Here is a 21,946-nt window from a genome sequence, read left to right on the forward strand (position 1 = left end):
CGATAGCGGTCTGTCTATACCTGTTCCACTACCTGACACTCCGCCATCGCGGGCAAGCCCGCTCCCACAGGAATCTGTGCGTACTTCAAACTTGAGGGAAAACCAGCGCTTGCGGCACATCGATATCCCACAGAACGCCGGGATCATCTACCACCACTTCCACCACACGCCCCTGCTTGAACAATGGCCTGGCGCCTCGGTCACCGGACAAAGCCATCAGCCCCGCTCCGAACGAACGACCAAACCCGACCGGATGCCCATAATCACCGTTCAACGTCGGTACGCTGACCGCATCCTCGGCAATCGCCGCCACAACCCGCTCAATGCTCGACGGCAGGATGAACGGCATGTCGCCCAGCACAATCAGCCAGCCATCGGCATCCGGGCAAGCCGCCACACCCGCCGCGATGCTGTCGCCCATTCCGGTGGACTCGATCGAGACAATGTCACACCCATAAGCCTGCGCCATACGCATAGCCTGCGGCCGCGCCTCAGTCGTCACCAGCACTCGCTTGTCGAGACTCGCCGGCAGATTCACCAGCACCTGCTCGACCACCGAACGCACCGCGCCATCGCGCCCGGTGCAATCGGCCAGCAGCTTGTCCTTGTCAACGCCTGCCACCTCGCGAAAGCGCCTGCCCTCGCCCGCCGCCAGCACAATCACTCCGATGGATCGGCTCATACGCTCTCCACTGTTTTCTTCTGCTTGAGCTCGACACCATTCTTGATCGCGACGATTTCCGCCAACAGCGACAAGGCGATTTCCGCCGGGGAATGGCTGCCAATATGCAAACCGATCGGCCCGTGCAAACGGGCGATGGCCGCTTCCGACAAGCCTAGCTCAGCCAGGTTTTCCCGACGCTTGCGGCTGTTGACCCGTGAGCCGAGTGCGCCGACGTAGAACGCCTTGGAGTCGAGCGCCGTGAGCAGCGCCATGTCGTCCAGCCGTGGATCGTGAGTCAGCGCGACAATCGCCGTGCGTTCATCGGTCTGGATGTTCAGCACCGCTTCATCCGGCATACCGGGCACAAACCGCCCATGCTGCTCTTCCCAGCCATAGACGAATTCGGTGCGCGGATCACAGATCAGCACTTCGAAATCCAGCAGCCGCGCCATCTCGGCCACATACCGTGACAACTGTCCGGCGCCGATCAACAACAGGCGCCAGCGTGGGCCATAGATGGCGCGCAGGGTCTGGCCGTCGAAGCTCAAGGTGTCAGTCTTGCCGGCCGGTCGCAGCACCACCTCGCCAGTGCCGATGTTCAGCTCGCGAGCGACAATTTCGTGAGCCTCGCAGCGATCCAGCAACTCGGCGACCCACGCCGGATCGCCGACTCGCTCCTCGGTCAGGCGCAGAGTGCCGCCGCACGGCAGGCCGAAACGCGCCGCCTCTTCCTGCGTCACGCCGTAGGTGATCAACTGCACCGGCGGCCCGTCGGCGGGAATCCGTCCGTCGTGCAGCCGAGCGATCAGATCGTCCTCGACGCAACCGCCGGACACCGAGCCGATCACCACGCCATCTTCGCGCAACGCGAGCATTGCGCCGGGCGCCCGGGGCGCGGTGCCCCAAGTCTGCACGACACTGAACAACATCACTCGCTGCCCGGCGCGACGCCATTCGAGCACACTGCGCAGGACATTCAGATCGGCGCTGTCCATCACGCTTGCGCCTTCTGCCAGCCCTGCAACTGGTAACGCACCGGCAGGTTACGGATGCGCTGACCGGTGGCGGCGAAGATCGCGTTGCACAGCGCCGGAGCGATCGGAGGCACGCCGGGCTCACCGACACCACCCAGCGGCACCTCGCCCGGCGGGGTCACCAGATGCACCGCGACTTCCTTCGGCGCCAGCGACATGCGTGCCACTTCATACATATGGAAGTTGTCCTGTTGCACCTTGCCGTCCTTGAAGCTGATTTCGCCCCACACGGCATTACCCAGGCCCATCACACAGGCGCCCTCGAACTGCGAACGGATCCGCTCCGGGTTGATCTGCGGGCCGCAATCCACGGCGATATCGGCCTTGTGCACGATCAATGTGCCGTCGTCCTTGACCTCGACTTCGATCACCGCCGCCACATAGGTGACGAAGCTGTAATGCACCGCCAATCCGAGACCACGACCCTTGGGCAGTTGACGACCCCAACCCGCCGCCTTGGCCGCGGTTTCGAGCACGGTGCGCATGCGCCCGGTGTCGATCGGATAACGCTCGGGAGATTCGCCGTAGTTCCATTCTTCACTGAGCGTACGCGGGTCGATCTGCCGATCCGGGCCGAGCAACTTGATCTGATACTTGAGCGGATCTTCCTTGGCCTTGTGCGCCAGTTCGTCGACAAAGCTCTGAATCGCAAAACCATGGGGAATGTTCGACACCGAGCGATACCAGCCGACCCGCGTATGCACCGTGGCTTCAGGGTTTTCCAGGCGCACGTTGGGAATCGCGTAGGCCATGTTGGTAAAGCCCATGCCCAGCTCGAACGCAGCTTCGTGATTCATTCCCGGCGCAAACAGCGCGGTAATGCTCGGCGCCACCGTGCGGTGCAACCAGGCAGACGGCAAGCCGTCCTTACCGACGCCGGCCTTGAGGTATTCGGCGGATACGGTGTGGAAATACGAGTTGTGGATGTCGTCTTCCCGGGTCCATTGCACGCGCACTGCCTTGCCAGGGAATTCCTTGGCGAGCACGGCCGCTTCAACGACGAAGTCCGGTTTGGACTTGCGGCCGAAACCACCGCCCAACAGCGTGACATTGAAGGTGACGTTATCGAACGGCAGCCCCAGGCGTTCGGCGATCCGCTCGCGGGTGACCTGCGGCGCCTGGCTCGGTGCCCAGGCCTCGCAGGTGCCATCCTTGTAACGGGCGATGGCGACCATCGGCTCCATCGGCGCCTGTGCCAGATGCGGCAAGTAATAAGAGGCTTCCAGCGTGCTGGCGGCACCGGCGATGGCTTTGTCGATGTCGCCGGTGTTGCGCACCACTTTGCCCGGTTTCAGCGAAGCAGCTTCGATCTCCTTGCGATAGGCGACCGAGTCATAAGTGGCGTTCGGGCCATCGTCCCACTCGATCTTCAGCGCTTCGCGGCCCTTCAACGCCGCCCAGGTGTTGCTGGCCACCACGGCCACGCCACCCAACGGCTGGAATTCCGAAGGCAATGGCCGGGGTTCGATCTGGATGACTTTGAGGACGCCCGGCACTTTCAGCGCGACGCTGTCATCCACCGATTTGACCTTGCCACCGTACACCGCCGGACGCGCAATCACCGCAAACAACATGCCGTCGAAATGCACGTCGGCGCCGTAAACCGCGCGACCATTGACGATGTCGGCACCGTCGATGGCCTTGGTGCCTTCCTTGCCGATGTAACGGAATTCCGACGACTGCTTGAGCCGCAGGCTGTCACGGGGCGGCACCGTCAGCGCACTGGCCGCAGCGGCCAGCTCACCGTAACCCAGCTCGCGCCCGGAAGGTGTGTGAATGACTTTATGCAGTTGCGCGCGACATTCGCCGACCGGCACCTTCCACTGGGCGGCGGCCGCTTGTTCCAGCATGGTCCGGGCGGCGGCGCCGCAACGGCGCATCGGTTCGTACCAGTGACGCATGCTGCGCGAGCCGTCAGTGTCCTGGTTGCCGAAGCGCACTTCATCACCCGGCGCCTGCTGAACCTTGACGTGCGCCCAGTCGGCTTCCAGCTCATCGGCAACCACCATGGTCAGGCTGGTGCGCACGCCCTGGCCCATTTCCGAACGGTTACAGACCACGGTCACCGTGCCGTCGGCGGCAATGCTGACGTAAACCTTCGGATCGTCGATCCAGCCGTTGGGCATGCCGTCGGCGCCAAACTTCTTGGGCTTGTCTTCGGCCAGCGCATCCTGCCAGCCCCAGCTCGCCGCCAGCACCAACGCCCCGGTGGCACCGACGCCCTTGAGGAAGCCCCGACGGCTCAGGTTGCTCAGGGCGAAATCGTTCGGTAGACGGCTCATGCCTTGGCCTCCTTCAGGTGAGTGGATGCCTGACGGATCGCGGTCTTGATCCGGTTGTAGGTGCCGCAGCGGCAGATGTTGCCGACCATCGCCTCTTCGATCTGCTCGTCGCTCGGGTTCGGGTTGGTCTTGAGCAACGCGGTGGCGGACATGATCTGCCCGCCCTGGCAGTAACCGCATTGGGCCACGGCGGTGTCGAGCCAGGCTTGCTGAACGATCTGACCGACCGGGTCGGCATGCAGGTTGTCGATGGTGGTCACGTTCTGCCCGACCACCGAACCGATCGGGGTGATGCAACTGCGCGCCGGCGCGCCGTCGATATGAATGGTGCACGCACCGCACAGGCCCATGCCGCAGCCGAACTTGGTGCCGTTGTAACCGGCGACGTCACGGATCGCCCACAACAGCGGCATGTCCTCGGTGACATCGAGTGGATGATCTTGACCATTGAGTTTCAGGGTAATCATGGGCACGCCCGCATATTCTTGGAGGTTATGGGGTCGAGCCATCTGCCACCGCAGGGACGGTAGTGGTTCGCGCAGATCGGCTCAGGCTAATCAGGCTCTCTTGTGCCGACGGGAATGTCTGCACCGGGCCTTTGGTGGAGCAAATGGTTGGTATCGTTAGCTGGCTACGTTAACCCGCGATTAACAAAAAAGCCCTGCACTTTTTTAAATAGTGCAGGGCTTTGGGTCCAGACTTGAAAGCGTAGCCTCAATAGCGATTGGGCTCCATTTCCAGCTCGACATTGAAACGTTCTGCAATGTCTTTCTGGATGCGCTGGGCCAGATCGAGCAATTGCAGCCCGGTCGCCGCGCCGTAGTTGACCAGCACCAGCGCCTGCAATTTATGCACGCCGGCATCGGCCTCGCGGAAACCTTTCCAGCCCGCTCGCTCGATCAACCAGCCCGCCGCCAGTTTCATCTGCCCGTCCGGTTGCGCGTAGGCCACCAGATCCGGGTGCTGCGCCTTGATCTGTGCGACCACGGCCGCCGACACCAGCGGGTTCTTGAAGAAGCTGCCGGCATTGCCGAGTACCGCCGGGTCCGGCAGTTTTTCACTGCGGATGCTGCAAATGGCGCGGCTGACATCCGTCGGCGTCGGCTGCTCGATGCCCTGCTCGGTCAGACGCTGACGCACCGGGCCGTATTCCAGGTGCAGATGCGCGATTCGATTCAATGCGAAGCGCACTCGCAGGATCAACCAACGACCCGGCTGCTGTTTGAACACGCTGTCGCGGTAGGCGAACCGGCATTCCTCCAGGCTGAAGTCACGCAGCTCGCCGGTCTGGCGATCCAGCGCCGTCAGGCCGGCGAACACATCCTTGATCTCGACACCGTAGGCACCGATGTTCTGCATCGGCGCGGCGCCGACAGTGCCGGGGATCAGGCTGAGATTCTCAAGCCCGGAAAAACCCTGCGCCAGCGTGTGCTGCACAAACGGATGCCAAGGCTCGCCAGCTTCTGCTTCGATCACCACGCGGTTGCCGTCGTCGTTGATGACGCGGATGCCTCGACTGGCCATGCGCAGCACCAGCGCCGGGATGTCCGCCGTGAGCAACAGGTTGCTGCCGCCGCCAATCACCAGCAACGGCACGTCGTGAGCAGCCGCGTAAGCCAGGGCTTCGCGCACATCGGCGTCACTGTGGGCTTCGGCAAACAGCTGCGCGCGAACGTCGACGCCGAAGGTGTTGAAGGGTTTCAGGGAAACCTGCGGCTGTATCTGCAAACTCATAACCGCCCCTTCACTTCGATCAACAGCTGATCGCAGGCACGCTCGATCAGATCCAGCACCTGCTCGAAACCCTGATCGCCGTCGTAATACGGATCCGGCACCTCGTCGACCACGCCTGCATAGCGGCGCAGAAACAGGTCCAGCTCGGCCTTGCCGGTGGACGGCTGCAAGGCCTTGAGGTTGCGCAGGTTGCTGTTGTCCATGGCAAGGATCAGGTCGTAACTGGCGAAATCGGCGCGGCTGACCTGCTGCGCGCGCTGCGCCGACAGGTCATAACCACGCAACTTGGCCGCAGCCTGACTGCGCTTGTCCGGCGGATTGCCGACGTGCCAGTCACCGGTGCCGGCGGAGGCCACTTCGACCTGATCCGCCAGCCCTGCTTCGCGCAACTTGTGGCGCAACACGCCTTCGGCTGTGGGCGAACGGCAGATATTGCCCAGGCACACGAACAGAACGCGCATCAGGCCTCCAGCAGGCGACGGACGCGCTCGAGGTCTTCGGCGGTGTCGACCCCGGTCGGCGGCGCGATCAACGCGTCAGCCACATGAATCCGCACGCCGTGCCACAGCGCACGCAGCTGTTCGAGGGATTCGGTGTTTTCCAGCCAGCACGGGCCCCAGCTCACAAAGTCCTGAAGGAAACCGGCGCGGTAGGCATAAATGCCGATGTGGCGACGGTACGGCACGCCTTCCGGCAGTACGTCGCGGCTCTTGGCGAAGGCATCGCGGGCCCAGGGCAGGGTCGCGCGACTGAAGGTCAGCGCCAGACCGTTGAGGTCGCTGACGACCTTGACCACGTTCGGGTTGAACAAGGTTTCCACGTCTTCGATCGGCTCGGCCAGAGTGGCCATGCGCGCTTCGGTGTGGGCCGCGAGGTTGGCGGCGACCTGATCGATCACGCTCGGCGGGATCAGCGGTTCGTCACCCTGCACGTTGACCACGATGGCATCCGGCTCCAGACCCAGCTTCGCAGCCACTTCGGCCAGACGATCAGTGCCGGAGTTGTGATCTTCACGGGTCAGCACCACTTCGGCGCCAAAGGCCTTGCAGGCCTCGACGATGCGCGCATCGTCAGTCGCCACAACCACACGGCTGGCGCTGCTTTTGCTGGCCTGTTCCCAGACATGCTGGATCATCGGCTTGCCGGCGATGTCCAGCAGCGGTTTGCCCGGCAGGCGGGTCGAGGCATAGCGCGACGGGATGACAACGGTGAAGGCGGTGGTCATTTATCCAGACGCTCGTCGGTGGTCAGGGTGCGGGCTTCGCTTTCCAGCATCACCGGGATGCCGTCGCGGATCGGGTACGCCAGACCGGCGCCCTTGCTGATCAGTTCGGTCTTGTCGGCGCTGAGCTTGAGCGGGCCTTTGCAGACCGGGCAGGCGAGGATGTCGAGCAATTTGGTGTCCATGAACATTCCCTGGATAAAAACGGATTAAGGCAAAAGACGATCCGGCAACAGGCGCATCAACTGTGTGTCGAACCAGGCCACAAAGGCCGGCGACGGCACGGCATCGACCGCCAGGTACCACCAGTCGACGGCGGCGAAGGCACGGCACTTCACCGCGTCCTTCTCAGTCATCACCACCGGCAATGACGGCGTGAAACTCAAGGCCTGCACGCTGTATTCGGCGTGGTCGGCGAAGGCGTGGGGCACAGGCCGCCAGTCTAGCGCTTCGAGGGTATTGAAGAAACGTTGCGGGTTGCCGATCCCGGCGACCGCGTGCACGGCCTGACCGGGCGGAAAATGATCGAGCGGCTTGCGTTCACCGCTGTGCAGATTGACCAGCGTCGAAGGTTGCAGACGGAAAGCAAAACCGCCGTCGCGATCCTCAAGGGCGCCGTTGAACAGCACACCGTCAACGCTTTGCAGGCGCTCGGCCGGTTCGCGCAGGGGGCCGGCGGGCAGACAGCGCCGGTTGCCAAGCCCTCGGGCGGCGTCGATCAGCACCAGTTCCAGATCCCGCGCGAGGCGGTAATGCTGCATGCCGTCATCGGACAGGATCAGGTCCAGCGGCTCGCTGTCCAGCAGGGCCCTGACAGCGGCGCTGCGATCGGGATCGATCATCAGCGGCACGCCGGTGCGCTGCACGATCAGCAAAGGTTCGTCGCCGGCGATGTCGGCAGTCTGATCGGCTTGGACTCGCCATGGCAGTTGCGCCGGTTTGGCGCCGTAACCACGACTGACCACACCGACCCGCAGCCCGTGGCGTCGGCAGTGCTCGATCAGCCACAGGATCATCGGGGTCTTGCCGGTGCCGCCGACAGTGATATTGCCAACCACGACCACCGGCACCGGCGACTGGTAGATCTCACCTTGGCCATCGAGAAAACGCTGACGCTTGCCGGCCACGACGCGGCGGTACAGCCACTCCAGCGGCCGCAACAGCGTCAGGGCCGGGTGCCCCTGATACCAAGCGGCGAGCAGACGATCGGACATGGCCATCAGGATTTGGGCGCCGCCTCGACCGTGGTCATGCGCAGATGGCTGAAACCGAGCTTGCCGGCCGCGTCCATGGCGGTGATCACGGATTGATGCTGAGCCTTGCCGTCAGCACTGATCGACAACGGCATGTTGGTGTCGCCGTTGGATTCTTTCTGCATGGCTTCCATCAGGGTGGCCAGATCGTTTTTCGGCAGAATCCTGTTGTTCACCGAGAACACGCCTTCGGCGCTGATGGCCACGTCCAGTTGCTTGACCTGCTGATCCTCGGCCGGCGAGCCGCTGACCGCTTCCGGCAGATCGACGCGCAACTGGGTTTCGCGGGTGAAGGTCGTAGTCACGACGAAAAACAGCAACAGGATGAACACCACGTCGATCAGCGACGCGAGGTTGATGTCGATCGTTTCCCGGGGCTTGCGACGGAATTTCACGCTTTGCCCCCGGCCAGATCGACGTCACGGTCGCCCTGCACCACTTCCACCAGTTTGATCGCTTCCTGTTCCATGCCCACCACCAGTTCATCGATGCGGCGTTGCAGGAAACGGTGGAAGAACACTGCCGGAATACCGACCATCAGGCCCGCAGCAGTGGTGATCAGCGCCTTGGAAATACCGCCGGCCAGCACCGCCGCATTGGTGGTCATGCCGGAACCGGTGAAGGCGCTGAAAATATCGATCATGCCCAGCACCGTGCCCAGCAGACCGAGCAGCGGCGACATGGCGGCGATGGTGCCCAGCGCGTTGACGTAGCGCTCCAGCTCGTGGATGACCCGGGCGGCGGCCTCTTCGATGCACTCCTTCATGATCTCGCGACCATGCTTGGAGTTGGCCAGGCCCGCAGCGAGGATTTCCCCCAGCGGCGAGTTGGCGCGCAATTCCTTGAGCTTTTCCTTGTTGAGCTGCTTGTCCTTGATCCAGACCCAGACCTGACCCAGCAAATGCTCAGGGGTGACGCGACTGGCGCGCAGGGTCCACAGGCGCTCGGCGACGATCGCCATGGCGGCGATGGAACTCAGAATGATCGGCAACATCATCCAGCCGCCGGATTTGACCAATTCCCACACAGTGACAGCCCCCTCGAAAAAGTGCGCCACTTTACCATACCGGTTCGCGATAAAGACTCGTCGCCCCGACGACCGTGCTCAACGGTACTCCGCCCCCGGCAACGGCGGGGCGCGCCAGAACCGGCGTTGTTGACGCATCGACCGGGCCGGCTGAAACCGCCCCAGTTGCAGATGAATGGCACCCTGCTCGGCGCTGTCATGGATATGTATGCCCTGTTTGCGGTAGCGGGCAATGACCGTCGGGTGCGGATGGCCGAACGAATTGCCCTGCCCCCGGGAAATCAGCACGGCATGAGGCTGCAAAACCTTGAGCAAGGCCATCGATGAGGAACTGCGGCTGCCATGGTGCGGGGCTTGCAGCCACTGGGTGGGAACTGCCAGCACGCTGTTGAGCAGGTCCCGTTCAGCGGCGCTGTCGATGTCGCCGGTCAGCAGCAACCGTTCGCCATTGGCTTCGATCTGCAACACGCAGGAACGCTGGTTGCTGTCATGGGCGTCAGCCCACTGCCATAGATGGAAGGCCACGCCGTCCCACTGCCATTGCCGCCCGGTTTCACAGGCCTCGGCGTTGAGCGCTTCGGGCAGACCCGGCGGGTCGCCGCTGATGACGAAGCTGACCGGCAAGCCTTTCACCACGGCCAGTGCTCCCCCCGCGTGATCGGCATCGGCATGGCTGAGCAGCATCAGGTCGAGGTGGTTTACGCCCAGTTTGTGCAAGGCCGGCAGCACCACCCGCTCGCCTGCATCAAAGTCACCGAAGCGCGGGCCGCTGTCGTACAGCAAAGTGTGATGCCGGGTACGGACCACTATCGCCAGGCCCTGGCCGACGTCCAGTTGCCAGACATCGGCCACGCCTTCGGCCAGTCGCTCCCGGGGCGCAAATGCCAGCACCAGCAGCAACGGCCAGCCCAAGGGACGCAGGGGAACGCCTCGGGGCAGCAATAACAGCAGTGCACCGATGCAGCCCAGCGCCAGACCCCATCCCGGCATCGACGCCGCAACCCACGCCGGCCACCGCCCGGCAATCAGGGCAAGTGATCGGAACAACCCGTCGATCAGTCCGCCCGCCAGCCACAGCAGCCCTTCCCCGACATAAGGGATCGGCAGCAGCAATGTGCCCAGCAACGCCGGAGGCAACACCGCAAAACTGACCCACGGCACCGCCAGCAGATTGGCCAGTGGCCCGCTGAGACTGATCGGCAGACTCAGCGCCAGCAGCACCGGGCACAAGCCGATCGCGATCAACCACTGCGCGCGCGTCCAGGTTTGCCACCAGCGCCACGGCCCCAGACGGCCGCCGAAGGTGAAGATCAGCACGGCGACCGCGATAAAGGATAGCCACAACCCCGGACGCAAGCTGGCCAGCGGGTCCATCAACAACACGCCGTTGAAGGCCAGCAGCAACGGCCACCAGGCACCGAGATGGCGAAATCGCAATCGCCACAGCAGCACCAGCGCAACCATCACGCAGGCCCGTCGCACCGGCACATCGAACCCGGCCAGCAGGCCGTAACCCAGCGCCGCCGCGAATGCCAGACCGCACGCCCAGGGCAGCCAGGGCCAACGCAGCGGCCAAATCCCGACCCGTGCCATCCCGGCGACCAACACATACAGCAACGCCGCCAACAGCCCGATGTGCTGACCGGAAATCACCAGCAGGTGCACGGTGCCGGTGTCCTGCAAGATCTGCCAGTCCTCGCGACTGAGCCCAGAACCATCGCCGAGCACCAGCGCAGCCAAGGCTCCGTTGCGTCCCTGGGCATCCACTGCAAGCAGGCGCTGCCGGATGCTGTCACGCCAAGCCCACTGCGCCGGCGCCAGACGCTGGCCATCTTTCACCGTCCCGGTGGCGCCGATGCGCTGCGCCAGCAGCCAGGCTTCGTAATCGAACGCATCCGGATTGAGCAGGCCGCCGGGACGCTTGAGCTTGACCGCCAGTCGCCAGCGTTCGCCACTTTTGACCTCAGGCCCGGCGTACCAGGCCAGACGCATCAGCGACGGCAGTTTCTCGTGACGCGAACGCGCATCGGCCAGTTCGAAGCGCACGACACCTTCGGCATTCTGCGGCAAGCCGACGACCCGCCCCTCCACCCAGCGCGTTTCGCCATCCAGCCGGGAAGGTAGTCGATCATCCAGCGCCAGCTGCGCGCTGAAGCTCGCCCATGTAAATCCAAGCAGTAAAAACGCCAGTGGATAGCTGCGAAACGGCAGCAGCATCAGCGCCACCCACGGCAACACCAGCAATAACCCGACCGGCGGCAAGGCCGGTAAAAAAACCGGGGCCAGCAGACCGACCGCCAGCGCCATCATCCCTGTGCGCATAAGCCCGTCCTTGAGAGTCCCACCTTCAGGCATAGCGGTTGCCGGGCACGGGCGTCGTTATCAATTGTCACAAAGTCTGAATAGGCGGTTCATGGAATCCAGACATACTTGCCGCCTTAACCGACCGAGAAGCCTTATGCCCCGGCGCTTATTCAAACGTTACATGCCCGACCCGACGAGCATCAGGGAACACAAATCCTTACGCTTTCTCGGCACGTTGCTGCATGACCCGAACCTCTGGCACCTCAACCGACATTCGGTGGCCCGCGCCATGGCCGTTGGCCTGTTCGCCGCGTTCCTGCCGATTCCCGCACAAATGCTGGTGGCCGCCGTCCTCGCGATCATGGTGCGCGGCAACATGCCGATTGCCGTCAGTCTGGTCTGGCTGACCAATCCGATCACCATGCCGGCGGTGTTCTTCTGCACTTATCAGGCCGGGGCCTGGCTGATGGATGTGCCCGCCCGCACGCTCCCCGACGAATTGACCTGGGAATGGATCAGCGGCGAGCTTTCGACCCTGTGGCAACCGTTCTTGCTGGGTTCGGTGGTGGTCGGGCTGGCACTGGGCGCCCTCGCCTACTGTCTGGTGATGATGTACTGGCGCTGGTGGGTGGCCCGGCAATGGGCGCGGCGCAAGAAAAGTCGTCAGTCCTGAACGCAAAACGGCCTCCACTTTGGGAGGCCGTTTTTCATTGCAGCATTGAAGAAATCAGGTGCGCATTCCGCGCCCGCTCACCAGCAGCCGCGCACAACCGAAATACAGCACCACGGTTGCCACCAGCATGAAGGTGATCGCAATACCGATACGGATATCCGACACACCAAGGATGCCGTAACGGAAGGCGTTGACCATGTGCAGCACCGGGTTGGCCAGCGACACGGTTTGCCAGAACGGCGGCAGCAAGGTGATCGAATAGAACACGCCACCGAGGTAGGTCAGCGGGGTCAGCACGAAGGTCGGGATGATCGAGATGTCATCGAAGTTGCGCGCAAACACCGCGTTGATGAAGCCCAGCAGCGAAAAGATCGTCGCCGTCAGCACCACCACCAGCACCGTCACACCGAGATGGTGTACCTGCAAATGGGTGAAGAACAACGACAGAATCGTCACGATCACACCCACCATCAGGCCTCGCAAGACGCCACCGATCGTGTAACCGATCAGGATCGTATGCGGCGACACCGGCGACACCATCAGTTCTTCGATGGAGCGCTGGAACTTGCTGCCGAAGAAGCTCGACACCACGTTGCCGTAGGAGTTGGTGATCACCGACATCATGATCAGACCCGGCACGATGTACTCCATGTAGGTGAAGCCACCCATGTCACCGATCTGCCGGCCGATCAGGTTACCGAAGATCACGAAATACAGAACCATGGTGATCGCCGGCGGCAGCAGGGTCTGCGGCCAGATCCGGGTGAAGCGTCTGACTTCGCGGTAAACGATGGTGTTAAGGGCAACGAGGTTGGGGCGCAGCTCGGAACTCATACCGCCACCTTCGACAGATTTTTCTCCACCAGGGACACGAACAGCTCCTCGAGGCGATTGGTTTTATTGCGCAGGCTCAGCACTTCGATGTTCTGCAGGGCCAGTTGGCCGAACAGCGCGGTGATGCCCACGGACTTGTCGACCTGGACTTCCAGGGTATGGCCGTCCAGCAGACGCGCCGGGTAGCCCGCCAGTTGCGGCGCGGCGCTCAGGTCGTTCTTCAGGTCCAGCAGGAAGGTCTCCACATGCAACTGGCCGAGCAGCTGACGCATGCTGGTGTTCTCGACAATGGTGCCGTGGTCGATGATGCCGATGTTGCGGCACAACTGCTCAGCCTCTTCCAGATAGTGCGTGGTGAGGATGATGGTGATGCCTTTCTGGTTCAGTTCGGTGAGGAACGTCCACATCGAGCGACGCAGTTCGATGTCGACGCCGGCAGTCGGCTCGTCGAGGATCAGCAGACGCGGTTCATGCACCAGCGCCCGCGCGATCATCAAGCGACGCTTCATGCCGCCGGACAGCGAACGCGACGGCACATCGCGCTTGTCCCACAGGCCGAGCTGGGTCAGGTATTGCTCGGCGCGCTCCTTGGCGATCCTTGCCGGAATGCCGTAGTAACCGGCCTGGGTCACGACGATGTCGAAAGTCTTTTCGAACTGGTTGAAGTTGAACTCCTGGGGCACCACGCCGATGGAGCGCTTGAGCGCCGCCGGGTTCTTGTCCAGGTCGTGGCCGAAGATGTTCACGGTGCCGCTGGTCTTGTTGACCAGGGTCGAGAGAATGCCGATGGTCGTGGATTTGCCGGCGCCGTTGGGGCCGAGCAAGGCGAAGAAGTCACCTTCGGCGACGTCCAGATCGATACCACTCAAGGCCTGGAACCCGTTGCCGTAGGTTTTGGTTAGCTGCCGGATGGACAGAGCGGAACTCATATCGGATTTACGCACCCAGTAAGGAAAAAAGGACTGATAAAAAGCCGGCGGCGAGGAAGACAACCGCAGCGCTCGAGCGCAATGGTGCTTGCCGTCGCCGCACAAGTACAGTCAAGTGTGTCGATAGTAGGTATTAAGTCAACGCGGTCATGACGGCTTTCTGATACGCCGGACGCTGCTTCAACCGCGCGTACCAGGCTTCGAGATTGGGCTGTGGCGCGCGTTCGATCGGCATCTCGAACCAGGCATAAATGAAACTGCCGAGCGGGATATCGCCCATGCCGATTTCACTCCCGGACAGATACGGCTGGTGCTTCAGCGCCTGATCGGCCATCGCCAGCAAGCTGTCGCACTCCTTGATCGCCGCATGGATTGCCGGCCAGTCCTGCTTGTCTGCCGGGGTACGCAAAACGCCCCAGAACACCGTGCGAAACGGCCCTGCGAAACTGGAAGTCGTCCAGTCCATCCACTTGTCGGCGGTGGCGCGGGTCTGCGGATCCGCCGGGTACCACGAGGTATCGGCCGCATGTTTTGCCAGCAGGTAGCGCACGATGGCATTCGATTCCCACAACACGAAACCGTCGTCCTGAATCACCGGCACCCGCCCGTTCGGGTTCATCGCCCGATACTCCGGCGTGTCGACCACACCAAACGCGCCACCGGCATCGATGGCCTCGTAGGCCAGCCCGAGCTCTTCGGCCGCCCACAACGGTTTTCTGACATTCGACGAATTCTTGCGACCCCAGATCTTCAGCATGTCCGCCTCTTTTCCAGTAAATGGACAGGCAGCATACGCCGGATCAGAAGCGGCCGACATCACCACGCATGTCACTGGACAGGGGCGTCTGCTGATCGTTGAACAGGTGCGGATAACATTTCTGCAGATGTTCGAAGAAAAAAGATTCCGGTACATCGGCGAACTGGCCGTGATCGACGAGGTACTCCATCAGCAGCGCGCCATCGCTGTTGTACGGGTGGAAAACGCTGTCGTTCATGCCGTCGAATTCCAGCGGTGCAACGTTGAACATTTCGCAGAGCTTCTGGTTGAACGCGGGGGTGGCTTTGACCCAGCGATCATTGAGAAACAGCTCCGTATAACCATGCATGGCGAACACTTCGCTTCTCAGCAGTTCAAGCAGACGCGGCGTCGACAGATGATTTTTCACATCCGCCAGGCCGATGCGCGCGGGGATCCCGCAATGGCGCGCGCAACCGGCGAGCAACGTGGCCTTGGGCACGCAATAACTCTCACCCGCCGCCAGCGCGTAGCTGCCGCGCAAGGTCTGCGGGTCGCGGCTGAAGGTATACATGTTGTAACGCACCGCCTCGCGCACCGCGTAATAAAGACTGATCGCCTGCGCGAGCGGATCGCGACTGGCACCACGGTGCTGCTCGGCGAACTCCACCACCGAGGGGTGGTCACTATCGATGAAGCGGCCGGGGCTCAGATACTCGTGCATGACGACATTCTCCTGATTGAGCCCCGAGTCTAGCGAGAGGTTCAGCACAGAGATAACGACGTTTCGGCCAAACATGCACGCAAAGACGCGGAAGCTGCGAACGATTTCCCACGCGTGTTGCCCACCGAACCTACAAAAGACATCCGGGGTTTCCCACGATTTCAATCACCTTGCTCTGACCGCCCCGTTTTGCAGATGCCGTCTAAGCTCTGGAGGGTCGGTTCGCCCTGGTTCACGGAGGATTAAATATGCTGTTGTTGTGGATACTGGTTCTGATCGTCGGCGTGGCGTATCTGGCCCACCGGCGCATCGCCCCGCTGCCGGCACTGGGTATCGTCGCCGCTTACCTGTTGGCGATGGGGATTTTCAGCCAAGCGCCAGGCTGGTTGCTGCTGATTTTCTGGGTCGTGCTGGCCCTGGTCGCCGCCCCGCTGCTGTTGCCTGACCTGCGCCGCAAACACTTTACCGCGCCGCTGTTCAGCTGGTTCCAGAAAACCCTGCCCCCGATGTCGCAGACCGAACGCGACGCGATCGACGCCGGCACGGTGTGGTGGGACGGCGAACTGTTCAGCGGCCGTCCGGACTGGGACAAACTGCTGTCTTATCCAAAAGTGCAACTGACTGACGAGGAACAAGCGTTCATCGACGGCCCGACCGAAGAGCTCTGCGCGATGGTCACCGACTGGCAGATCGGCCAGTCGATGGATCTGCCGGCCGAAGCCTGGACCCACATCAAGGAACACGGTTTCTTCGCCCTGATCATTCCGAAGGAGTTCGGTGGCAAGGGTTTCTCCGCCTACGCCCACTCCCAGGTGGCGATGAAACTGGCGACCCGCAGTGGCGACCTCGCTTCCACCGTGATGGTGCCCAACTCCCTCGGCCCGGCCGAACTGTTGCTGCATTACGGCACCGACGAACAACGCAATCATTACCTGCCACGGCTGGCCCGGGGCGACGACATTCCGTGCTTTGCGCTGACCGGCCCGCTCGCTGGTTCCGACGCCGGCGCCATGCCCGACACCGGGATCATCTGCAAGGGTGAATGGGAAGGCCAGGAAACCCTTGGCCTGCGCTTGAACTGGGAAAAACGCTACATCACCCTCGGCCCGGTCGCGACCTTGCTCGGCCTGGCCTTCAAGGCCTATGACCCGGATCACCTGCTCGGCGACAAGGAAGACCTGGGCATCAGCCTGGCGCTGATCCCGACCGACACCCCCGGCGTGGAAATCGGCCGCCGCCACTTGCCGCTGGGCGCGGCGTTCATGAACGGCCCGAACTCCGGCAAGGACGTGTTCATCCCGCTGGACTACCTCATCGGCGGCCAGGACATGCTCGGCAAAGGCTGGATGATGCTGATGAACTGCCTGTCGGTCGGGCGTTCGATCTCGCTGCCGGCAGTGGGCACTGGCGCGGCCAAGTTCACCAGCCTGGTGACCGGGCAGTACGCGCAGATCCGCGAGCAGTTCAACGTGCCGCTGTCTGCCTTCGAAGGCATTCAGGAAGCCATGGCGCGGATCGGCGGCAACGCCTGGATGATGGACGCCGCACGGATGCTGACTGCCAATGCAGTGGATCTGGGCGAGAAGCCGTCGGTACTGTCGGCGATCCTCAAGTATCACCTCACCGAACGCGGTCGCGAGTGCATCAGCCACGCCATGGATGTGCACGGTGGCAAGGCGATCATCATGGGCCCGAACAACTACCTGGGTCGCAGCTGGAACGGCGCACCGATCTTCATCACGGTGGAGGGCGCGAACATTCTCTCGCGCAACCTGATGATCTTCGGCCAGGGCGCGATCCGCTGCCATCCGTTCGTGCTCAAGGAAATGGCCCTCGCCGGGCGTGAAGACAAGGATCAGGCACTCAAGGAGTTCGATGGCCTGCTGCTCAAGCACATCGGATTTGCCGTGAGCAACGCCGCCAGCACGCTGGTGCTGAACCTCGGTTTCGGCCATTTCGAACATGCGCCGGGAGACAAGCTCAGCCAGGGTTATTTCCGTGCCCTCAACCGTCAGGCTGCCGCGTTTGCCATGCTCGCCGACCTGAGCATGATGCTGCTGGGCGGCGAACTGAAGCGGCGCGAGCGTCTGTCGGCCCGATTGGGCGATGTGCTGAGCAACCTGTATCTGGCGTCGGCGGCGCTCAAGCGTTATCACGATCTCGACTCCCCGGCGTACATGGAACCGCTGTTCCGATGGGCGATGGAAGAAAGCCTCGGCCAGTCGGAAAAAGCGCTGGACGAACTGCTGACCAACTTCCCGAACCGAGTCTTCGGCTGCTTGTTGCGCCTGATCGTGTTCCCGTTCGGCCGCCGTCACAAAGGGCCTTCGGACAAACTCGGTGCCGAAGTGGCTGCGGTCATCGGCCGGGCCAAGGGCGATCCAGCGCTGGAAGAACTGCTTGCCGGCTGCTATCGCCCGCAATCGGCCGACGATGCGGTCGGTGCGCTGCAACATGCCTGTGATCAGTTGAGTGCAGCACAACCGCTGCACAAGAAACTGCACTCGTCGCTCAAGAGCGGTCAGGTCAAACCGGTTGCCGGCGAGCACGCCATCGATGCGGCACTGGAGGCCGGGGTGTTGCAGGCTGTGGAAGCCCAGACCCTGCGCGATGCCGAAGCGGCGCGGCGCAAGGTGATCGATGTCGATGATTTCGACAAGGAGCAACTGAAACCGGCGGAAGGCAAAATCCGCTGATCCCTTCAATCAGTGAAAAACGGGCGCAGGGGCTTTATACTCCCGCGCCCGTTTTGCTCTTGAGGACTTATCTCGTGTCCAACGTCGTTGCCGATCATCTGGTTTTGCTCGACCATCTGCGCAGTATCCTGGTCGCCGTAGGTGAGGCCGATCAGGTTCCCGAAGAAAGCCATGCCCTGTTCCTGGAGCGTTTCGACGAACTGCTGGCGTCACTGCCGATCGAGCCGATCGAAAGCCAATACCTGGGCCAGGACATCCTGACTCAAGTGATTACCCGTTACCCGCAAATTGCCCACCTGATCCCGCGGGATCTGCTGTGGTTCTTCGCCGGCGACTGCCTGCATTACCTGTCCGACGAAGAAATCGACATGTATCAGGCGCTGGAAGAACGCCGCTACGAAGCCGAACAGAACGACGAGCCGTTCGACTGGAACCAGGAAAAACAGCTGCTGGCGATGTCCGCCCAGGACAGCAAGCACTGATTTTCGCCCGATAAAAAAGGCCCGCACGGTGATCCATGCGAGCCTTTTTTTTTCGGGTCAGAGCAACCCTTCACTCTCGGGCAATTCGTACTCGGCCAACGGTTTTGCACCGCCAGACTTTCCCGGTTTGCTCAGGGTCGGCTCTTTCTCCAGGCACTCCACCAGATAGTCGATGAATACCCGCAACTTCGGCGGCAGATAGCGCGTCGGCGAGTGCAGCAACCACAATCCGCCGTGGTACGAGGCCAGGAATGTCCATTCCGGCAGCACCTGCACGATCAGCCCCTGCTCCAGCGCATAACGCGCGGTGAAATACGGCAGGCTACCAATGCCGATGTGCTGCAACACTGCGCCCAGACGGACGCCGGTGTGATTGGCGGCATACCGGCCGCGCACGCCGACGGTGACGGCTTTCGTGCCTTTCTTGAATTTCCAGCGCGCATCACTCGGGGTTTCGCCCAGGTAAATGCAACTGTGGTTGAGCAAGTCGTGGGGATGAGTCGGCGTCCCGTGCTCAGCCAGGTATTGCGGCGTCGCGCAGAGCAAATGGTCGATGGTCAGCAGTTGTCGTCCCACCAGTCCGGCCGGTGGCCGATCCGTGATGCGAATGGCCAGGTCGACATGGTCGTCGATCAGATCGACCTGACGGTCTTCCAGCAACAACTCCACATCGACCTTCGGGTAGCGCCGCAGAAACTCCGGCATGTGCGGGTGAATCACGAAACGCCCCACCGCTTTCGGCACGCTGACCCGCACCAGCCCCTCGGCTTCGTGGGTGAACTGGCCGCTGATCTCCATCACCGACTTGGCTGCGCTGACCATTTCCTGGCAGCGCTTGAACACCTCTTCCCCGCCATCGCTCAAGCGCAGTTTGCGCGTGGTGCGTTGCAGCAGCCGCGTGGCCAGCGCCTTCTCCAGCCGGGAAATGCTGCGGCTGACTGCCGACGGCGATGAGCCCAATTGGCGAGCGGCTTCGGAGAAGCTGCCGGTCTCGACGACCTTGACGAAAATCGCCATTTCACCGAGCAGTGGCAGTGGAAGATTTATGCTCACAGCGCAACAGTCCTTTGATGTTTGAACGGATTATCACGTTATTGCACGATTCATATAATTAAAAAAGAAACTTTAATAAGGGCATGGAATATGACGCTTCGCCTCTTTTTCCATAGTGATGACCTCAAGGCCAATGTGGAAGTCCTCGACTGCACGCCCCACGAGAACGAATTCGCCGTTGTGTTGCGCGCCACGCTTTTCCATCCCCAGGGCGGTGGCCAACCCTGTGATACCGGCTGGATCGGCGACAGCCAGGTTCTGCGCGTCGTCCAGGAACCGGACCGGATCATTCATTTTGTCGATCAACCGGTGCCACTGGGCATGACCCAGATCCGTGTCGATGAAGAGCGCAGACGCTTCAACACCCGCATGCACTCTGCCGGACATTTGATCGGCCACTTCGTCCAGGCCATGGGCTGGATGCCGGTCAAGGCGCACCACTGGCCGGACGAGGGCCGGGTTCAATTCAAACCCGGAGATTCGGCCCAGGAAGTCGATGCGCAAACCGTTCAATACGGCATCGGCCAATGGATCGAACACGACCTGCCGCGCCTGACGTCCCTGCGCGAAGGCGCGCGGGAAATCGGTTTCGGTGAACTGCCAGCCTATGGCTGCGGTGGCACCCATGTACGCAGCCTGAAGGATCTGGGCACAGTCACGATCGCGTCCCTTTCGCAGAAGAAAGGCACGTTGTCCGTCCACTACAGCGTGGATTGAGGATTTCGGGCGCTGTCAGATGCAGCGTCCGACGCCGGGGGAACCGCGTTCGCCGGTTCCGTTGACTATTCGATAGATGGACCTGAAACCATGATGCTTGACGTCGAGCGTCTCGATGAGACGTGCATAAAAAAACTGGCCAACGAAGAAGTCCTTGCCATCCGCGTCAAAGGCTTTCTGCCCGAGGCGCAGGCGATCCAGATTGGCGACAAGATCCTCGCCCCCGGCTTCGAGGGCTACATCAACGCGCCCAGCATCGGTCGCATCGGCATGGCGTTCTACGAGGCGGAAAACCAGCCGCTGCTGATCGAAGACTACTTCGAGCGCGCCACCCGCAACATCGCCGAACTGCGTAACCGCTGCGCGCCCTACTCGTCGCCGGTCGACACCCTGCGCTGCATGCTCGACGAATCCTGGCCGGCAGGTGCCCACCTGGAAAACCTCTACGGTCGCAAGATGTACGTCGGCCTGTCCCGGGTGGTGAAACCGGGCGTGTGCTTCCTGGCCCATCACGACATCTTCGCCAAGGACGCCCCGGAAAGTTTTCAGGCCCGCAGCCTCGAGGCGCAGTTCGCCTGCAACGTCTACCTCAACATGCCAACCGAAGGCGGCGCATTGCAGATGTGGGAAGACGACATTTCTCCGGACCGCTTCGACGAAATGCGCGGCGACAGCTACGGCATCGACCCGGCGCTGCTCGGCCCGCCCGCCCTCGAAGTACGCCCGGAACCGGGGGATTTCATCATGTTCAATTCGCGTCGCATGCACTCGGTGACGCCGGGCGTGGCCGATCCGCGCTTGAGCCTTTCGTTTTTTGTCGGCTATCGCGGCAATGCTTCACCCCTGACTTTCTGGAGCTGAAATGACATCGAATTACCTGGGCGAGTTTCTGGCGCTGGCCACCATCCACTTTCTGGCCGTAGTCGCTCCCGGACCGGACTTCGCCGTGACCATACGCCAGAGTGTGCGCTTCGGCCGCTTGGTCGGCATCTGCACGGCACTGGGCATCGGCGCGGGAATTTCCGTGCACGTGCTGTACACCCTGTTGGGCGTTGGAGCCTTGATGCACACCACGCCCTGGCTGCTGACTGTCGCCAAAGTGGTCGGCGGCGCTTACATCCTCTACCTGGGCGTCAGCCTGATCCGCAGCAAACCCAAGACGGCACTGGAGGGCGAAAAGACCAGCGACGAACCACTGGTCGAGCAATCGCTGTTCAAGGCGTTCTCCACCGGCTTCCTGACCAACGCCACCAACCCCAAGGCCACGCTGTTTTTCCTGGCGATCTTCACCACGATCATCAGCGCCAGCACACCGCTGCAGATCCAGGCGCTGTACGGGTTGTGGATGTGCGGGGTGAATGCGTTGTGGTTCGTGATCGTCGCGCTGTTCTTTTCAAGCAGCAAAGTGCGCGTGCTGTTCATGCGCATGGGCCACTGGTTCGAGCGCAGCATGGGGGTGATTCTGATCCTGTTTGCCGGGCGCCTGGTGTTGTCGATGTAAGCAGGTTGATCGGAGAAGCCCGATCCAGACAGACCGGACGGGCTTTTTTCGATTCTGCGCCGCTTTTGCATTTCTGTGCGA

General features: G+C 62.1%; 23 protein-coding genes. 6 read left to right on the forward strand and 17 right to left on the reverse strand.

The features are described from left to right. Positions 1-85 precede the first annotated feature (85 nt). The 12 genes from AWU82_RS01230 to AWU82_RS01285 form a co-directional block, all read right to left on the reverse strand. On the reverse strand, positions 86-682 hold the full coding sequence (locus AWU82_RS01230; RefSeq protein WP_064383494.1) for a nucleotidyltransferase family protein: 597 nt from the start codon (positions 680-682) through the stop codon (positions 86-88). Then, complete coding sequence (locus AWU82_RS01235) at positions 679-1,659, reverse strand: XdhC family protein (RefSeq protein ID WP_064383496.1); 981 nt, start codon at positions 1,657-1,659, stop codon at positions 679-681. Before AWU82_RS01235 ends, AWU82_RS01230 begins: the two co-directional genes overlap by 4 nt. After that, the gene (locus tag AWU82_RS01240; RefSeq protein WP_064383497.1) at positions 1,659-3,980 is read right to left on the reverse strand and encodes a xanthine dehydrogenase family protein molybdopterin-binding subunit; all 2,322 of its coding nucleotides are present in this window, start codon (positions 3,978-3,980) and stop codon (positions 1,659-1,661) included. Before AWU82_RS01240 ends, AWU82_RS01235 begins: the two co-directional genes overlap by 1 nt. Next, positions 3,977-4,447 (reverse strand): (2Fe-2S)-binding protein, encoded by a 471-nt coding sequence (locus AWU82_RS01245; protein ID WP_039770687.1) that lies wholly within the window; start codon positions 4,445-4,447, stop codon positions 3,977-3,979. Before AWU82_RS01245 ends, AWU82_RS01240 begins: the two co-directional genes overlap by 4 nt. A gap of 247 nt (positions 4,448-4,694) precedes the next feature. Beyond that, a complete protein-coding gene (gene murB, locus AWU82_RS01250) occupies positions 4,695-5,714 on the reverse strand; it encodes a UDP-N-acetylmuramate dehydrogenase (RefSeq protein ID WP_064383499.1) in 1,020 nt (339 codons plus the stop codon). After that, positions 5,711-6,175 carry a low molecular weight protein-tyrosine-phosphatase gene (locus AWU82_RS01255; protein ID WP_007950772.1) on the reverse strand — a complete coding sequence of 155 codons (465 nt, stop codon included), beginning with the start codon at positions 6,173-6,175 and terminating at the stop codon, positions 5,711-5,713. The genes murB and AWU82_RS01255 overlap by 4 nt, the downstream gene beginning before the upstream one ends. Then, the gene (gene kdsB / locus AWU82_RS01260) at positions 6,175-6,939 is read right to left on the reverse strand and encodes a 3-deoxy-manno-octulosonate cytidylyltransferase (protein ID WP_064383500.1); all 765 of its coding nucleotides are present in this window, start codon (positions 6,937-6,939) and stop codon (positions 6,175-6,177) included. Before kdsB ends, AWU82_RS01255 begins: the two co-directional genes overlap by 1 nt. Beyond that, the gene (locus AWU82_RS01265; protein WP_003179363.1) at positions 6,936-7,121 is read right to left on the reverse strand and encodes a Trm112 family protein; all 186 of its coding nucleotides are present in this window, start codon (positions 7,119-7,121) and stop codon (positions 6,936-6,938) included. Before AWU82_RS01265 ends, kdsB begins: the two co-directional genes overlap by 4 nt. Positions 7,122-7,145: 24 nt before the next feature. Then, complete coding sequence (lpxK, locus tag AWU82_RS01270) at positions 7,146-8,156, reverse strand: tetraacyldisaccharide 4'-kinase (RefSeq protein ID WP_064383502.1); 1,011 nt, start codon at positions 8,154-8,156, stop codon at positions 7,146-7,148. After that, positions 8,156-8,584, reverse strand: coding sequence for a flagellar polar localization protein PocB (gene pocB, locus AWU82_RS01275; RefSeq protein WP_064383505.1), 429 nt, complete (start codon positions 8,582-8,584; stop codon positions 8,156-8,158). The genes lpxK and pocB overlap by 1 nt, the downstream gene beginning before the upstream one ends. Beyond that, positions 8,581-9,216 carry a flagellar polar localization protein PocA gene (gene pocA, locus AWU82_RS01280; RefSeq protein ID WP_163976130.1) on the reverse strand — a complete coding sequence of 212 codons (636 nt, stop codon included), beginning with the start codon at positions 9,214-9,216 and terminating at the stop codon, positions 8,581-8,583. Before pocA ends, pocB begins: the two co-directional genes overlap by 4 nt. Positions 9,217-9,294: 78 nt before the next feature. Next, positions 9,295-11,538, reverse strand: coding sequence for a DNA internalization-related competence protein ComEC/Rec2 (locus AWU82_RS01285; protein WP_064383507.1), 2,244 nt, complete (start codon positions 11,536-11,538; stop codon positions 9,295-9,297). 136 nt (positions 11,539-11,674) lie between these two features. Here AWU82_RS01285 and AWU82_RS01290 point away from each other — a divergent pair, with 136 nt between their 5' ends. Beyond that, entirely contained in the window at positions 11,675-12,193 is a 519-nt protein-coding gene (locus AWU82_RS01290) for a DUF2062 domain-containing protein (RefSeq protein ID WP_064383508.1), read from the forward strand. Between the two features lie 54 nt (positions 12,194-12,247). On the opposite strand, the gene AWU82_RS01295 is transcribed toward AWU82_RS01290, so the two are convergent. The 4 genes from AWU82_RS01295 to AWU82_RS01310 form a co-directional block, all read right to left on the reverse strand. Next, positions 12,248-13,027 (reverse strand): ABC transporter permease, encoded by a 780-nt coding sequence (locus AWU82_RS01295; RefSeq protein WP_011335453.1) that lies wholly within the window; start codon positions 13,025-13,027, stop codon positions 12,248-12,250. Next, positions 13,024-13,956 carry an ABC transporter ATP-binding protein gene (locus AWU82_RS01300; RefSeq protein WP_011335454.1) on the reverse strand — a complete coding sequence of 311 codons (933 nt, stop codon included), beginning with the start codon at positions 13,954-13,956 and terminating at the stop codon, positions 13,024-13,026. The genes AWU82_RS01295 and AWU82_RS01300 overlap by 4 nt, the downstream gene beginning before the upstream one ends. Before the next feature lie 133 nt (positions 13,957-14,089). Beyond that, positions 14,090-14,713, reverse strand: coding sequence for a glutathione S-transferase family protein (locus AWU82_RS01305; protein ID WP_041475399.1), 624 nt, complete (start codon positions 14,711-14,713; stop codon positions 14,090-14,092). A gap of 43 nt (positions 14,714-14,756) precedes the next feature. Beyond that, positions 14,757-15,416 carry a transglutaminase-like domain-containing protein gene (locus AWU82_RS01310; protein WP_041475400.1) on the reverse strand — a complete coding sequence of 220 codons (660 nt, stop codon included), beginning with the start codon at positions 15,414-15,416 and terminating at the stop codon, positions 14,757-14,759. 248 nt (positions 15,417-15,664) lie between these two features. On the opposite strand from AWU82_RS01310, the gene AWU82_RS01315 reads away from it, so the two are divergent. Both AWU82_RS01315 and AWU82_RS01320 read left to right on the forward strand, forming a co-directional pair. Next, positions 15,665-18,112 carry an acyl-CoA dehydrogenase gene (locus AWU82_RS01315; RefSeq protein WP_064383510.1) on the forward strand — a complete coding sequence of 816 codons (2,448 nt, stop codon included), beginning with the start codon at positions 15,665-15,667 and terminating at the stop codon, positions 18,110-18,112. A gap of 74 nt (positions 18,113-18,186) precedes the next feature. Continuing rightward, a complete protein-coding gene (locus AWU82_RS01320) occupies positions 18,187-18,594 on the forward strand; it encodes a PA2817 family protein (RefSeq protein ID WP_007950758.1) in 408 nt (135 codons plus the stop codon). A 57-nt stretch (positions 18,595-18,651) separates the two neighbouring features. On the opposite strand, the gene AWU82_RS01325 is transcribed toward AWU82_RS01320, so the two are convergent. Further along, positions 18,652-19,647, reverse strand: a complete 996-nt coding sequence (locus AWU82_RS01325) for a LysR family transcriptional regulator (RefSeq protein WP_011335458.1) — start codon at positions 19,645-19,647, stop codon at positions 18,652-18,654. Between the two features lie 90 nt (positions 19,648-19,737). Between AWU82_RS01325 and AWU82_RS01330 the strand changes: the two genes are divergently transcribed. From AWU82_RS01330 to AWU82_RS01340, 3 genes are all read left to right on the forward strand, one after another. After that, positions 19,738-20,364, forward strand: a complete 627-nt coding sequence (locus tag AWU82_RS01330) for an alanyl-tRNA editing protein (protein WP_064383513.1) — start codon at positions 19,738-19,740, stop codon at positions 20,362-20,364. A 90-nt stretch (positions 20,365-20,454) separates the two neighbouring features. Next, positions 20,455-21,225, forward strand: a complete 771-nt coding sequence (locus tag AWU82_RS01335) for a 2OG-Fe(II) oxygenase (protein WP_064383515.1) — start codon at positions 20,455-20,457, stop codon at positions 21,223-21,225. Between the two features lies 1 nt (position 21,226). After that, positions 21,227-21,865, forward strand: a complete 639-nt coding sequence (locus tag AWU82_RS01340) for a LysE family translocator (RefSeq protein WP_064383517.1) — start codon at positions 21,227-21,229, stop codon at positions 21,863-21,865. The last annotated feature ends 81 nt before the right edge of the window (positions 21,866-21,946 follow it).

Source organism: Pseudomonas glycinae (assembly GCF_001594225.2).
In the GTDB taxonomy this organism is placed as follows: Bacteria; Pseudomonadota; Gammaproteobacteria; order Pseudomonadales; family Pseudomonadaceae; genus Aquipseudomonas; species Aquipseudomonas glycinae.